The organism is Qipengyuania sp. B-5, from assembly GCF_056857815.1.
On sequence record NZ_JBSXNU010000042.1, the window covers coordinates 23,902 to 36,903 of the forward strand.

The following is a 13,002-nucleotide window of genomic DNA, read 5'->3' on the forward strand; positions in this document are numbered from 1 at the left end:
GCCATGCCGCAATTGAAGAACCTCGCCGCCGCGCCTGCCATGTTTGCTGCGCTTTCTCTTACCATTATGCCGGCTCAGGCTGCAGAACTGCCAGCATCGCCTTTACAGCCCGCATATGCCGCAGCCGTACCGATACTCGATGTGGAAGCTTCGCAGACTGCCGAACATCGCCGCTATCACCGGTACCGCTATCGTCGCGGGCCCGGGCTGGGGGATGTGATCGCTGGCGTGCTTATCGTCGGCGCCATCGCGCATGTGGCCAAGGTTGCCACGCGAGATGACCGGCGCGACCGCGAGCGCGACTATCGCCGCGATACACATTGGGATGGTGCGCGCGGTATCGATCGCGCAGTGGAGATGTGCGTCGATGCCGTCGAGCGGGACCGCCGTGTCGATACGGTTGAGCGCGTGGATCGCGTTGCGCGCGGATGGATGGTCGAAGGCACGATCTTCAACGGCGACCGCTTCAACTGTTTCATCGACGAGAACGGTCGGATCGACAGCATCGATTTCGGAAGCCGTGATGGAGGCTATGAATACGACGAGCCCGACTATGACGATGAGTACGAGGGCGCGGAATACGGGTACGAAGATCGCGGCTATGCATCCGAAACCCGCGACGAAGACGACCGCCAATGGGATGATGATCGCTACGCGTCCGAATGGAGCCGCGTGGAAAGCGAAGAGAGCAGCGCGCCTGTTCCTGCGCAGCCTGCCTATCCCGGAGGTCCTGTCGATGCGGACGAGGATATCGAAGGCGACCTCGAGATCGGCACCGGCTACCCGGGCGCCGGCGCCTAATCGGCTTTTTGCCCCCGCTCGTGATAGGCTGGAAGGGCCAGGTTTAACAGGATCGCGGCCAGCCTAAGGGCGAAACCTGCAAGCGCAGCCGCGATCCAGGTCCACCAGTTCATGATACCTGCAAGCGTACCAGCGACCGTCAGGCTGGCAGAAAGCGCGGCTGCGGTCACATAGAGTTCGGGACGCATGAGGATCGACGGACGCCCTGCCAGCACATCGCGGAGCATCCCACCGACAGTTCCGGTGATCACACCCATCAGCACGCTGGGGATGGGCGGAACACCATATTGCAGCGCCTTGGCCGTCCCCAGGACCGCGTAGGCGGCCAGTCCGGCACCGTCGGCAATGGACAGGAACTTTCCTTCCCACCAGCGGGTCGGTGTGAACCAGGCGAACAGGGCCACGCCCAGGCAGATCGCCGCGACCCAGGGGTCGGTAATCCAGAAAACCGGCGCACCAATCAGCAGGTCGCGCACCGTTCCTCCTCCCACACCGGTCACAAGCGCAAAGAAGGCCAGCGTGACGAAGGTCTGCCGCTCCTTGGTTGCCACCAAGGCGCCCGTGAGCGCAAAGATCGCCACGCCGGCGAGATCGAGCCAGTCCAGAACAGGGGTGAGGATTTCCTCGTTCACGACGGAACTGCCACCCGCGCCTTGCGCCGCCGGAACATGAGCACGCAGCCGAGCAATGCACCGAGTATCGAGAGCAGCGCGAAGAAGATCAGCACCGGGTGGCTGGTATCCTCACGCGTTTCCAGATCCATGATGTGCAGGCCCCACATGAGGTCGAAGGTGCGCCACCATTCGGTGCGCACCGCCTCGATCGCGCCCGTTTCCGTGCCGACATAGACATGCGTCCCGTCTGCCAGAGCGATCTGCCACACGGGTATCGGCCGGCGGAAGTCGAAGGGAACGTTTTCGGCTGCGTAGCGAGCAGTGCCCACCACCTCGTCACCCCCCACGATGCCTTCTTCGACGATCATGCGCGCTTCGATTTCCGAAAGCGGCGCCATCTTCGCGCCGTCCGCGCGGAAACGGTCGCTTGAGCCATCCATATAGGCGATCCGCGTCACCGTTTCGCCCCGCTCGACCTGCGTGGTTACCGAGCGGACCGGTGCAGTGCTCTCGGCTGGCAGCGAAACCGCGATATGGGTATCGCGGGGAAGGGCGGTTTCGGCCACCTCCTTGCGCAAATGGTCGCCGCGCACTTCCTCGATCGGCTTGATCACCATCACCAGGCCGGTCACTGTCCACATGAGGACCGGAACCCCGACCAGCCAGCCAAGCCATATGTGCCATTTCGCAAAGCGCTGCATCATGCGCTGGTTAGCCATTCAAATTGCTCCCGTCGTGCGGGTGGGAGGTTTGGGCACTTGCGCTCAGGAGTGCAAGACCCGGCCGATCTCTTCCGCGGCCTGGATGCAGGCAAAGTCTGACCAACGCGGGCCGATCACCTGCATTCCGCAGGGAAGGCCGCCGTTTTCGCCGATGGGCAGGACAGTCGAGGGCAGGTTGGGGAAAGTTGCGAGGCCCGCCCAGCAGAGGCCCGCCGCGCCGGGAACGTCTCGGCCATCGATCTCGAGCGTGCCGTCGAACACGCGCGTCTTGCTGTTCGGGACAGCGAGGACCGGGGCAGGCGGGGCGAGGATGAAATCGTAATCTTCGAACAGGCGCTCCCATACCAGTTCATTGCGAGCCTGCTTGTCCAGCAAGTCGAACCAGTCGGTTGCACTGGCCCGCTTGCCATCTTTCGCCGGAGCGCCGCGCGCCATCGCGATATTGAGCATGCGCATGTAATCGCCGTGCTGGCGTTCCAGATCGGGTATGAGGTCGCTCGCCCGATCTACCCCGAGCCCGACAGATTCCAGTATGGTAGCAGCCTGCTCCATCAGAGTCCGCACCGCGCTGTCGGTAGGACAGGACGGGTGCTCCGCAATCACGAGCACGCGGCAATTCTTGAGCGGCTTCTTGCGCTCCGGAAGCGGTAGGCTGGCGGTGATTCGAAGCAGGCCGGCAAGGTCGGCGGCGTTGCGTGCCAGCGGTCCCGCAATCGACAAAGCCCCGTCATGCGCGCCGCGCCCGGCCATGAGCGGATGTTCGTGACCCTGCTTGCTGATCAGGCCCCAACTCGTCTTGTGACCCCAGACGCCGCAGAAATGCGCCGGAACGCGCACCGATCCACCAATATCGGTGCCGAACTCGCAAGGCACCATCCCGCTGGCTACTGCAGCCGCCGATCCCCCGGATGACCCGCCGGGCGAACGCTCGTGATCGTGGGGGTTGTGCGTCCGGCCATAGACGGGATTGGCGGATTGCCAGTCGGCAAGGTCGGGCGGGACGTTGGTCTTGCCCAGGAAAATGACGCCAGCCTGCTTGAGCAGGCGCACGATGCGGGCATCGGCGCTGGCGATATTGCGGGCGAATTCCTCGTGACCCCAGCATGTGGGGAGCCCCGCAATATCGAAGCTTTCCTTTATGGTCATGGGGACGCCGAAAAGTGGCTGGTCCTTGCCAGCGCCGGTGCGGGCCATCGCCTGCGCCGTGTCACGGGCGCGCTCGAAATCGCACACGACCACCGCGTTGATATGCGCATCCAGCTTCTCGATCCGCGCAATCGCCGCGTCCACCACCTCAGGCGGGGAGATTTCCCCACGCGCGATCATCGCTGCGGTTTCCAAGGCTCCCGGCTGGCTGGTCAGCACTGGAAAGTTCATGCCCATGTTTCCTCCCGACTTTCTCGTCCCGATTCGGGGAGACATGGACCGGGTGTTACACTGTCCAGAGCCAAAATAACCTCCCCCAGGCTACACGTGACTTCAGGGGAGGGAATAACGCCGCCTATCGCGGTAGGACACCCCTCTGGTCTCGCAGATAGCCTGACGGGGCCGCCCATCAGGTGAACAGTCCCCTGCCACTGCCCTCTTTCGGCGCCGGAGGATCAGATGTGGATCGGTTTGCCCTGGACTGCCATCGCCGCTTCCTTGATCGCTTCCGAATGGGTCGGGTGAGCGTGGCAGGTGTAGGCGATATCCTCGCTGGTGGCGCCGAATTCCATCGCCTGCGCCGCCTGCGCGATCATCGTACCGGCAACGCTGGCGATGCACCAAACGCCCAGAACGCGGTCGGTTTCGGCTTCGGCGATGACCTTCACGAAACCGTCTGGCTCGTGATTCGTCTTGGCGCGGCTGTTAGCCATCATCGGGAACTTGCCGACCTTCACCTTGGCCTTGTCGCCGCCCATCTTTTCGATGGCTTCTTCGGTAGTGAGGCCGACACCGGCGAATTCGGGCCAGGTATAGACCACGCCGGGGATGACATCGTGGTTCACGATGCCGGTCTGCCCGGCGATGTTCTCGGCGCAGGCAATGCCTTCGTCTTCGGCCTTGTGGGCCAGCATCGGTCCGGGGACGACATCGCCGATCGCCCACACGCCGTCGACCTTGGTGCGGAAATCGTGATCGGTTTCGATCTGGCCACGCTTGTTGGTTTCGAGGCCGATGGCGTCGAGGCCGAGACCGTCGGTATTGGGGCGGCGGCCGATCGAGACCAGCACGCAATCTGCTTCCAGTTCCTCGCTGTCGCCGCCAGCGGCGGGTTCGAGGGTGAGGGTGGCCTTCTTGCCCTTGACGGTGCAGCCGGTGACCTTGGTCGACAGGCGCAGATCCATACCCTGCTTCTTGAAAATCTTGGCTGCTTCCTTGCGGACATCGTCGTCCATTCCGGGCAGCAGCTTGTCGAGGTATTCGACCACGATCACTTCGGCGCCAAGGCGGCGCCAGACCGAACCGAGTTCGAGCCCGATCACACCGCCGCCGATAACGACCATTTTTTTCGGCACGGATTTCAGTTCGAGCGCACCGGTAGAATCGACCACCACCTGCTTGTCGTTATCGACTTCGACACCCGGCAGCGGGGTGACAGAGGAGCCGGTAGCGATGATCACGTTTTTGGCGGTGACAGTCTCGTCGCCTACCTCGACCGTATGCGCGTCCTGGAAGGTGGCGTGGCCTTTCTTCCAGTCGACCTTGTTCTTCTTGAACAGGAACTCGATGCCGCCGGTCAGGCCCTTCACCGCATCGCGGCGCTGGTCGTGCATCTTGTCGAGGTTCAGCTTGGGAGTGACCTCGATGCCCATGTCGGCCATTGTGCCGTTCGATGCGGCGTCGAAAAATTCGGACGCGTGGAGCATCGCCTTCGACGGGATGCAGCCCACGTTGAGGCAGGTTCCGCCCAGCGTCTCGCGGCTTTCGGCGCAGGCGGTCTTCAGGCCCAGCTGCGCTGCACGGATCGCTGCAACATAGCCGCCGGGTCCGGCACCGATGACAAGGACGTCGTAGTCGTAATTCTGATCAGCCACCGATTTCCTCCGCTGGCGTAGTTTCACTGGACGTGCCGGGCTGGGCACTCGTGCTTGCAGCACAATCGTTCACGATGCCTTCGATCCGCTCGCGGCTCACGTCTTCCATCGTGAGGTCGGGATCGGAAACGAAGGTGTCCGCACTGCATTGGCACACTTCGGACACGCGGCCCGAAACGATACCGGCATTTTCCGAAATCTGCTCACACTGCGCGGCAACCGCGTTGCGAACTTCGCCTTCTACGGCTTCACCCGCGATCTGGGTCGCAGCGTCACAGCCCGCGAGAGCGGTCGCTGCCGCGATCATCAGGGTAGCGCGTTTCAACATCTGGGTTCCTTGCTCGAAAGTCACAGGTCGATCAGCATCCGGGTCGGATCCTCGATCGCTTCCTTGATGATTTTCAGCGCCGTAACCGCTTCGCGGCCGTCGATCAGGCGGTGGTCGTAGGACAAGGCGATATACATCATCGGGCGGATGACGATCTCGCCATCGACGACGACCGGACGGTCTTCGATGCGGTGGAGGCCGAGGACCGCGCTCTGAGGCGGGTTGATGATCGGGGTCGACATCAGGCTGCCGAACACGCCGCCATTGGAAATGGTGAAGGTGCCGCCCTTCATGTCATCCATCGTCAGCGTGCCGTCCTTGGCGCGCTTGCCGAAGTCGGCGATGTCTTTCTCGATCCGCGCGAAGCCCTTGTCCTGTGCATCGCGGATAACCGGGACGACGAGGCCGTTGGGAGCCGACACGGCGACCGAGATATCGACATAGTCGTGATAGACGATCTCTTCGCCTTCGATATAAGCGTTGACAGAAGGCACGTCCTTCAGCGCAAGGCAGGCAGCCTTGGCGAAGAAGCCCATGAAGCCGAGCTTGATATCGTGCTTCTTGGCGAAGAGGTCCTTGTACTTCTCGCGCGCTTCGATGACCGCGCTCATGTCGCAATCATTGAAGGTGGTGAGCAGCGCGGCATTGTCCTGCGCGCCCTTGAGCCGCTTGGCGATCGTCTGGCGCATGCGCGTCATCTTGACACGTTCCTCGCGGCGTTCGCCCGTTGCGGCAGGGGCCGGTGCGGGAGCGGAGGAGGTCGGCGCCGGGGCAGGCGTGTCGCCTTTCGCCTTGGCGGCGGCGATCACGTCTTCCTTGGTCAGGCGGCCGTCCTTGCCGGTGCCCTTGATGGTCGAGGGATCGACCCCATGTTCGAGCACTGCGCGGCGGACCGCTGGCGAAAGCGTCTGCGAACTGTCGGAAGCGGTTGCTTCCTTGGCCTGTGCCGGTGCGGCCTTCTCCGTACCTGCGTCGGATGTTTCTGCCTTGGGTTCGTCGGCGGATTTGGCTGCCGAAGCGCCTTCATCGACGATGGCGAGCACTGCGCCTACTTCGACCGTGTCGCCCACGGCGACCTTGAATTCCTTGATCACCCCGGCAACCGGCGAGGGAGCTTCGACGGCCACCTTGTCGGTTTCGAGGCTGACGATCGGCTCGTCCACTGCCACGCTGTCGCCGACACTCTTCAGCAGTTCGCCGATGGTGGCTTCGGTAACGCTCTCACCGAGCGTGGGGACTTTGATTTCGGTGGCCATATATTCGGTTTCCTCTTCAGGCCTCGATCAGTTGCAATCGCTGCGGACGTTGGGGACATCGCCGCCATTGAGCCCGAGCGCAATATTGACGAGCGCTTCCTGCTGGACCTGGTGGCGGCTGGCAAAGCCGGTGGCGGGCGAAGCAGCCACTTCGCGTCCGGCATAGCAGGGACGCATGCCCTTCTTGCCGGCCTTGTCTGCGGCTTCTTCGATCAGGCGATCGACGAAGAACCATGCGCCGTTGTTCTTGGGCTCTTCCTGGCACCAGACGATGGTTTCCAGATTTGGCATGCGTTCGAGCCGCACTGCGAGAGGCTCGCCCGGGAAGGGGTAAAGCTGTTCGATCCGGACGATGGACACGTCATCGAGTTCCGCCTCGTCGCGCCGCTGCATCAGGTCGTAAGCCACCTTGCCGCTGCACAGCACCAGTCGGCGGACCTTCTTGTCGTCGATCCTGGTCAGGTCCGACTTGATGCGCATGAAGTGATGGTCGCCCATGAAGTCTTCGGCATTCGACTTCGCCAGCGGGTGGCGCAGCAGCGACTTGGGCGTCATGATGACCAGCGGTTTGCGGAACGGGCGCAACATCTGGCGGCGGAGAACGTGGAAATAGTTCGCCGGCGTGGTGATATTGCAGACCTGGATATTGTCGTTCGCGCACAGTTGCAGGAAGCGTTCGAGGCGCGCCGAGCTATGTTCCGGCCCCTGGCCTTCATAGCCATGTGGCAGCAACAGCACGAGGCCGTTCGCACGCAGCCACTTGACCTCGCCCGCGGCGATAAACTGGTCGATCATGATCTGTGCGCCATTGGCGAAATCGCCGAATTGCGCTTCCCACATCACGAGGCTTTTCGGGTCCGCCATGGCGAAGCCGTATTCGAAGCCGAGCACGCCGTATTCCGACAGCGGGCTGTCATAGACCTCGAACTTGCCATGGGGGAGGGTGGTGAGCGGGATGTATTTGTGTTCGTCCAGCTGGTCGACCCAGACGGCGTGACGCTGGCTGAAAGTCCCGCGACCGCTATCCTGACCCGACAGGCGCACGCCGAAGCCTTCGGTCACGAGGCTACCGAAGGCCAGCGCCTCGCCGGTCGCCCAGTCGAACCCTTCGCCGCTGGCGAACATCTCGCGCTTGGCATCGAGTACACGGCCGAGCGTCTTGTGGATCGTGATGCCCTCGGGGACGGTGGTCAGCGTCCGGCCGAGACTGTCGAACAGCTTCTTGTCGATCGCGGTTTCCACGTTGCGACGCGCGGTTTCCGGATCGGCCGGCTTGTTCATGCCGGCCCAGCGACCGCCGAACCAGTCGGCCTCATTGGGCTTGTAGTCCTTGGCGGCGGCGAATTCTTCCTCGAGATGCGCGTTGAATTCCTGGCTCAACTTGTCGCCATAGCCAGGTTCGATCACGCCCTCTTTCTCAAGCCGCTCGGCATAGATCGTGCTCACCTTGGGGTGGTTGCGGATCTGCGAATACATCAGCGGCTGGGTAAAGCTCGGCTCGTCGCCTTCGTTATGGCCGAAACGGCGATAGCACCACATGTCGATCACGATGTCGCGGCCGAAGGTCTGACGGTATTCGATTGCCAGCTTGCAGGCGAAGGTCACCGCTTCGGGATCGTCGCCATTGACGTGGAGGATCGGCGCCTGGACGCCTTTGGCCACATCGGAGGGGTAGGGCGAACTGCGAGCGAACTGCGGGCTGGTGGTGAAGCCGATCTGGTTGTTAATCACGAAGTGCAGGCAGCCGCCGGTATTGTAGCCGCGCACGCCCGAGAAGCCGAGGCATTCCCACACGATGCCCTGTCCGGCAAAGGCGGCATCGCCGTGAAGTAGCACCGGCAGCACCTGCTCGTGCTGCTTCAGATCGTCGCGGATAGCCTGCTGCGCGCGGGTCTTGCCGAGCACGACCGGGTTTACCGCTTCGAGGTGGCTGGGGTTGGGCACGAGGCTCATATGCACATCGATGCCGTCGAAGGTGCGGTCGGTGCTGGTGCCGAGGTGGTATTTCACATCGCCCGAACCACCGACATCGTCGGGGTTGGACGAACCGCCCGAGAATTCGTGGAAGATGACCTTGTAGGGCTTGCCCATCACGTTCGCGAGGACGTTCAGCCGGCCGCGGTGGGCCATGCCGTAGATGATCTCGCGCACGCCGAGTTGGCCGCCGTACTTGATCACGGCTTCGAGCGCGGGAATCATGCTCTCGCCGCCATCGAGGCCGAAACGCTTGGTGCCGACGTATTTCTTGCCGAGGAACTTCTCGTACTGCTCGCCGCGGATCACGGCGGCGAGGATTGCGCGCTTGCCTTCCTCGGTGAACTGGATCGTATCCTCGGGTGTCTCGAACTTGTCCTGCAGGAACCGGCGTTCCTCGGTGTCCGAGATATGCATGTATTCGAGGCCGACCTTGCCGCAATAGGTCTCACGCAGCACGCGGTAGAGCTCGCCCACCGTGACCCATTCGAAGCCGAACACGCCGCCGACATAGACCTCTCGGTCCTCCTGCCCGGCGAATTCGTGCCATTCCAGCGTCAGGTCTTCAGGGATGTCGCGGTGCGACAGGCCAAGCGGATCGAGATCGGCCGCAAGGTGCCCGCGCACGCGGTAAAGGCGGACCAGCAGCATCGCACGGATGCTGTCGTCGGCAGCCTGCGCGATCGCCTTCTGATCGGTCGGTTTGCCGGCCTTTTCGGATGCCTGCGCGACCGCAAGCCGCATCTGCGTGGGATCAAGCGCCGCGGTCAGATCCGCGCCGCTGTCGACCACCTCTGCCAGCCAGCGGGGGTTGCCCCAGCTGGGTCCGGCTTGCGGGCCTTCCTGGTCGCCCATTTCTGGCAGGAAGTTCTGGCTCTCGTTACCCATTGTCAGTCCTTTTGGAGAAGGAGCGTTTGGCGGTTATGCCAGTTCCTTCAGCATCGCATCGAGCGTCGTGCCGAGTTCGCTGGGGGAGGGCGACACGCGGATGCCTGCGGCTTCCATCGCAGCGATCTTGTCGTCCGCACCGCCCTGGCCGCCCGACACGATCGCACCGGCATGGCCCATGCGGCGGCCCGGAGGCGCCGTGCGGCCCGCGATGAAGCCGACCATCGGCTTCTGGCGGCCCTTGGCGGCCTGTTCCTTGATGAATTCGGCCGCTTCTTCTTCCGCGCTGCCGCCGATTTCGCCGATCATGATGATCGACTTGGTAGCGTCGTCGTCGAGGAAAAGATCGAGCACATCGATGAAGTTGGTGCCGTTGACCGGATCGCCGCCGATGCCGACCGCGGTGGTCTGGCCGAGGCCGACCATGGTGGTCTGGTGGACGGCTTCATAGGTCAGCGTGCCCGAGCGCGAGACCACGCCTACGCTGCCCTTCTTGAAGATGTTGCCCGGCATGATGCCGATCTTGCATTCATCCGGCGTCAGAACGCCGGGGCAGTTCGGGCCGATCAGGCGCGACTTGGAACCTTCGAGCGCGGCCTTGACCTTGACCATGTCGAGCACCGGAATCCCTTCGGTGATGCAGACGATCAGTTCCATCTCGGCATCGATCGCTTCGCAGATCGCGTCAGCGGCGAAGGGCGGCGGAACGTAGATGCACGAAGCGGTCGCACCGGTTTCGGCCTTCGCTTCGCGGACCGTATTGAAGTTGGGCAGGCCGATGTGCGTGGTGCCGCCTTTGCCGGGGGTCACACCCGCAACCATCTGCGTCCCGTAATCGAGCGCCTGCTGCGTGTGGAAAGTGCCGGTGTCGCCGGTCATCCCCTGAGTGATGACCTTGGTGTTCTTGTCTACGAGGATGGACATCAATTGCTCTCCATGCGGGTCCCTACGACAAGGCGCAGGCTAGGTTTTTGTTTGGAGCCGGTCGGGGTCATCTGCACAGCCCGGCCTTCTGCGAAGAAGGTTATTTGACCATTCTTGTCCGGTTTCGGGAGCTGGTCGCCCCAAGCGGACTTGAATTGATCGAAGGCCTTCGAATTCTTGATTCTGGCAATCACGACGCAAACACCGTCGCCCTCGAGGGCGCTTAGCATGATGATGGGCGCCCGTTCGGGATTACCGAAAATAATCGGTCCATCACCTATTGCTTTGCCTTTGCTATCCGACATGCTGGCACGCTGCCAGCCCTTGGCAACGAGTGCGTCGGGGGCAAGGGCGCCGCTCTCCGTGACCGCAAAGCAATCGTTGTAGCTCTCGTAAACTTCGCCGAGTTCGGCCACGCGCATTTCCGCGTTGGCCGGGGCAACGACAAGGGCAACGAGTGCTGCACTAGCGGCGACGCGCTTAAGCAAGGCTGCTATCCAACCCCCTGCAAGCCTCAAGCAGTTCCTCGACCGCATCGGTCGAGACCTTGAGGTTGGCCTTTTCCTCGTCCGACAGTTCGATTTCGATCACTTCTTCGGTGCCGCCCGCGCCGATCATGGTCGGGACGCCGACATAGAGCCCGTCGAGGCCGTATTTGCCTTCGACATAGCTGGCACAGGGCAGGATACGCTTGGTGTCGCCGAGATAGGCTTCGGCCATGGCGATGGCGCTGGTCGCGGGCGCGTAATAGGCCGAACCGTTGCCGAGCAGGCCGACGATTTCGCCGCCGCCCTTGCGGGTGCGGTCCACGATCTCGTCGATACGGCTTGCCGACACGCCCTTGATCCTGGCGAAGTCGTTCACCGGAATGCCGTTGATCGTGGTGTAGCTGGTGACGGGTACCATGGTATCGCCGTGGCCGCCGAGGACGAAGGCGTTCACGTCCTTCACTGAAACATCGAATTCCCAGGCGAGGAAGGTCGCGAAGCGCGCGCTGTCGAGCACGCCGGCCATGCCGACGACCTTGTTGTGCGGCAGTCCGGAGAATTCGCGCAGCGCCCAGACCATCGCGTCGAGCGGGTTGGTGATGCAGATCACGAAGGCGTCGGGGCAGTTGTTCTTGATGCCTTCGCCGACCGCCTTCATCACCTTGAGGTTGATGCCGAGCAGGTCGTCGCGGCTCATGCCCGGCTTGCGCGGCACACCGGCGGTGACGATCACCACGTCCGCGCCGGCAATGTCGGCATAATCGTTGGTGCCGGTGATCTTCGCGTCGAAACCCTCGATCGGGCCGCACTGCGAAAGGTCCAGCGCCTTGCCCTGCGGCATGCCCTCGGCGATGTCGAACAGGACGATGTCGCCCATTTCCTTCTTCGCGGCGAGATGGGCGAGGGTGCCGCCGATCATGCCGGAGCCGATAAGCGCGATCTTCTTGCGTGCCATTAGGGATGCGTCCTTCCGAGCGTCGCGGGACCGTAATGCCTGGACCGCTATGGCGCACGTAAGTCCCGCGTGGGTACGCGCGCCCGGTGTTCGGGAGGCGACCTAGGCTTGGGATGAAGGGAATGCAACCGCAAAGACCAACCATCGGCGAACTATCTTTGCAAATAGTTCGCAGTAGCATTAGGCTGTTTGAGGGTTGTCCTTGATGGGTAGACGTCTGGGCAGCCGCACAGGTTCCCCGGCGCCCGGAAAGATACCCGATGCGGGTCTGGATGGAACCGGACTTGCGACCGGAGGAAACGATTAGCCGATCAGGCGATCCTCGACCGGACGGCGCGAAGTTTCGAACCTTGCCGCAGCGCCTGCGTCGAGTTCACGGGCGATGCCCACCCAGTGGCGATAGTCTTCCTCTTGGGCCGCCGAGGCCGCCAGGGTCGCATTGTTCAGGGCGACCGGAACGGCGCGGAGCCCGTATTCGGCAAAATGGCGCAATGCAGCCTTCGTCGTGTCGCTCATGATCTCCCGGGCCTCCCGTCCCGCACTATCGTTTGCGACCGCACCGATTTTTCCTCGGCTCAGAACCCTGGCAAGGGGCGAACGCGCGGCGCAGCGCGCAGACGCAAAACGGACGGTCATTTCGATCATGCTCCCCGTGGTGGCCGCTGGCTGATCCAGCGCTCCGGCTGAGGTACTTTATACTGCGGTCTCGCTAAACATCCGTTCCACAGCATGCTTGCCACGATGTTAAGGTTCTGCCGGTGCTATTACGGAGCGGCGTCGATCTGCGAGGCCGGTTGGAGAGAACCATGCAAGCGTCTTGTCCTTCGGCCATCGCATGGCTAGAGGGCGCGCATTGGTACGGGTCAAGGGAACGCGGTTGGATGCCGCGGCTGCCCCCGCAACTGTAACCGGCGAGGCGCGCTCCGAAGTGCCACTGCCCCGAGTCTTATCGACGGGTGGGAAGGTGGAGCAGGGCCGATGATCCGGGAGCCAGGAGACCTGCCTGTATCAGTCGTTCGGCCACGGGCGGGG

Annotated in this window: 12 protein-coding genes and 1 riboswitch; of the genes, 1 reads left to right on the forward strand and 11 read right to left on the reverse strand. The window is 62.8% G+C overall.

The annotated features are described in order from the left end of the window. Nucleotides 1-3: 3 nt before the first annotated feature. Nucleotides 4-801 carry a hypothetical protein gene (locus tag AC13CE_RS07075; RefSeq protein WP_482971991.1) on the forward strand — a complete coding sequence of 266 codons (798 nt, stop codon included), beginning with the start codon at nucleotides 4-6 and terminating at the stop codon, nucleotides 799-801. Here the strand turns inward: AC13CE_RS07075 and AC13CE_RS07080 are convergent. The 11 genes from AC13CE_RS07080 to AC13CE_RS07130 all read right to left on the reverse strand — a co-directional run bounded on the left by AC13CE_RS07080 (nucleotide 798) and on the right by AC13CE_RS07130 (nucleotide 12,486). Next, a complete protein-coding gene (locus tag AC13CE_RS07080) occupies nucleotides 798-1,433 on the reverse strand; it encodes a TRIC cation channel family protein (protein ID WP_221539060.1) in 636 nt (211 codons plus the stop codon). The genes AC13CE_RS07075 and AC13CE_RS07080 overlap by 4 nt on opposite strands. Continuing rightward, the gene (locus AC13CE_RS07085; protein WP_482971992.1) at nucleotides 1,430-2,134 is read right to left on the reverse strand and encodes a PepSY domain-containing protein; all 705 of its coding nucleotides are present in this window, start codon (nucleotides 2,132-2,134) and stop codon (nucleotides 1,430-1,432) included. The genes AC13CE_RS07080 and AC13CE_RS07085 overlap by 4 nt, the downstream gene beginning before the upstream one ends. 45 nt (nucleotides 2,135-2,179) lie before the next feature. Further along, nucleotides 2,180-3,514 (reverse strand): amidase family protein, encoded by a 1,335-nt coding sequence (locus AC13CE_RS07090; RefSeq protein WP_482971993.1) that lies wholly within the window; start codon nucleotides 3,512-3,514, stop codon nucleotides 2,180-2,182. A 224-nt stretch (nucleotides 3,515-3,738) separates the two neighbouring features. Continuing rightward, nucleotides 3,739-5,157 carry a dihydrolipoyl dehydrogenase gene (gene lpdA / locus AC13CE_RS07095; protein ID WP_482971994.1) on the reverse strand — a complete coding sequence of 473 codons (1,419 nt, stop codon included), beginning with the start codon at nucleotides 5,155-5,157 and terminating at the stop codon, nucleotides 3,739-3,741. After that, nucleotides 5,150-5,485 carry a hypothetical protein gene (locus AC13CE_RS07100; RefSeq protein WP_482971995.1) on the reverse strand — a complete coding sequence of 112 codons (336 nt, stop codon included), beginning with the start codon at nucleotides 5,483-5,485 and terminating at the stop codon, nucleotides 5,150-5,152. The genes lpdA and AC13CE_RS07100 overlap by 8 nt, the downstream gene beginning before the upstream one ends. A gap of 20 nt (nucleotides 5,486-5,505) precedes the next feature. After that, a complete protein-coding gene (odhB, locus tag AC13CE_RS07105) occupies nucleotides 5,506-6,741 on the reverse strand; it encodes a 2-oxoglutarate dehydrogenase complex dihydrolipoyllysine-residue succinyltransferase (RefSeq protein WP_482971996.1) in 1,236 nt (411 codons plus the stop codon). A gap of 27 nt (nucleotides 6,742-6,768) precedes the next feature. Further along, entirely contained in the window at nucleotides 6,769-9,603 is a 2,835-nt protein-coding gene (locus tag AC13CE_RS07110; RefSeq protein ID WP_221539055.1) for a 2-oxoglutarate dehydrogenase E1 component, read from the reverse strand. Between the two features lie 33 nt (nucleotides 9,604-9,636). Continuing rightward, nucleotides 9,637-10,527 carry a succinate--CoA ligase subunit alpha gene (gene sucD, locus AC13CE_RS07115; protein ID WP_221539054.1) on the reverse strand — a complete coding sequence of 297 codons (891 nt, stop codon included), beginning with the start codon at nucleotides 10,525-10,527 and terminating at the stop codon, nucleotides 9,637-9,639. After that, nucleotides 10,527-10,943: a hypothetical protein gene (locus AC13CE_RS07120; RefSeq protein ID WP_482971997.1), complete on the reverse strand. Its 417-nt coding sequence runs from the start codon at nucleotides 10,941-10,943 to the stop codon at nucleotides 10,527-10,529. The genes sucD and AC13CE_RS07120 overlap by 1 nt, the downstream gene beginning before the upstream one ends. Before the next feature lie 64 nt (nucleotides 10,944-11,007). Next, a complete protein-coding gene (gene mdh, locus AC13CE_RS07125) occupies nucleotides 11,008-11,970 on the reverse strand; it encodes a malate dehydrogenase (RefSeq protein WP_482971998.1) in 963 nt (320 codons plus the stop codon). A 303-nt stretch (nucleotides 11,971-12,273) separates the two neighbouring features. Beyond that, on the reverse strand, nucleotides 12,274-12,486 hold the full coding sequence (locus tag AC13CE_RS07130; protein ID WP_473822464.1) for a hypothetical protein: 213 nt from the start codon (nucleotides 12,484-12,486) through the stop codon (nucleotides 12,274-12,276). Between the two features lie 327 nt (nucleotides 12,487-12,813). Then, nucleotides 12,814-12,991, forward strand: a riboswitch (cobalamin riboswitch). Nucleotides 12,992-13,002: the final 11 nt, after the last annotated feature.

Bases quoted from the DNA above. Each gene is read 5' to 3' on its own strand.
- AC13CE_RS07075 (WP_482971991.1), top strand. From the start codon at position 4: ATGCCGCAATTGAAGAACCTCGCCGCCGCGCCTGCCATGTTTGCTGCG.
- AC13CE_RS07085 (WP_482971992.1), bottom strand. From the start codon at position 2,134: ATGGCTAACCAGCGCATGATGCAGCGCTTTGCGAAATGGCACATATGG.
- AC13CE_RS07090 (WP_482971993.1), bottom strand. From the start codon at position 3,514: ATGAACTTTCCAGTGCTGACCAGCCAGCCGGGAGCCTTGGAAACCGCA.
- AC13CE_RS07100 (WP_482971995.1), bottom strand. From the start codon at position 5,485: ATGTTGAAACGCGCTACCCTGATGATCGCGGCAGCGACCGCTCTCGCG.
- odhB (WP_482971996.1), bottom strand. From the start codon at position 6,741: ATGGCCACCGAAATCAAAGTCCCCACGCTCGGTGAGAGCGTTACCGAA.
- AC13CE_RS07110 (WP_221539055.1), bottom strand. From the start codon at position 9,603: ATGGGTAACGAGAGCCAGAACTTCCTGCCAGAAATGGGCGACCAGGAA.
- sucD (WP_221539054.1), bottom strand. From the start codon at position 10,527: ATGTCCATCCTCGTAGACAAGAACACCAAGGTCATCACTCAGGGGATG.
- mdh (WP_482971998.1), bottom strand. From the start codon at position 11,970: ATGGCACGCAAGAAGATCGCGCTTATCGGCTCCGGCATGATCGGCGGC.
- AC13CE_RS07130 (WP_473822464.1), bottom strand. From the start codon at position 12,486: ATGAGCGACACGACGAAGGCTGCATTGCGCCATTTTGCCGAATACGGG.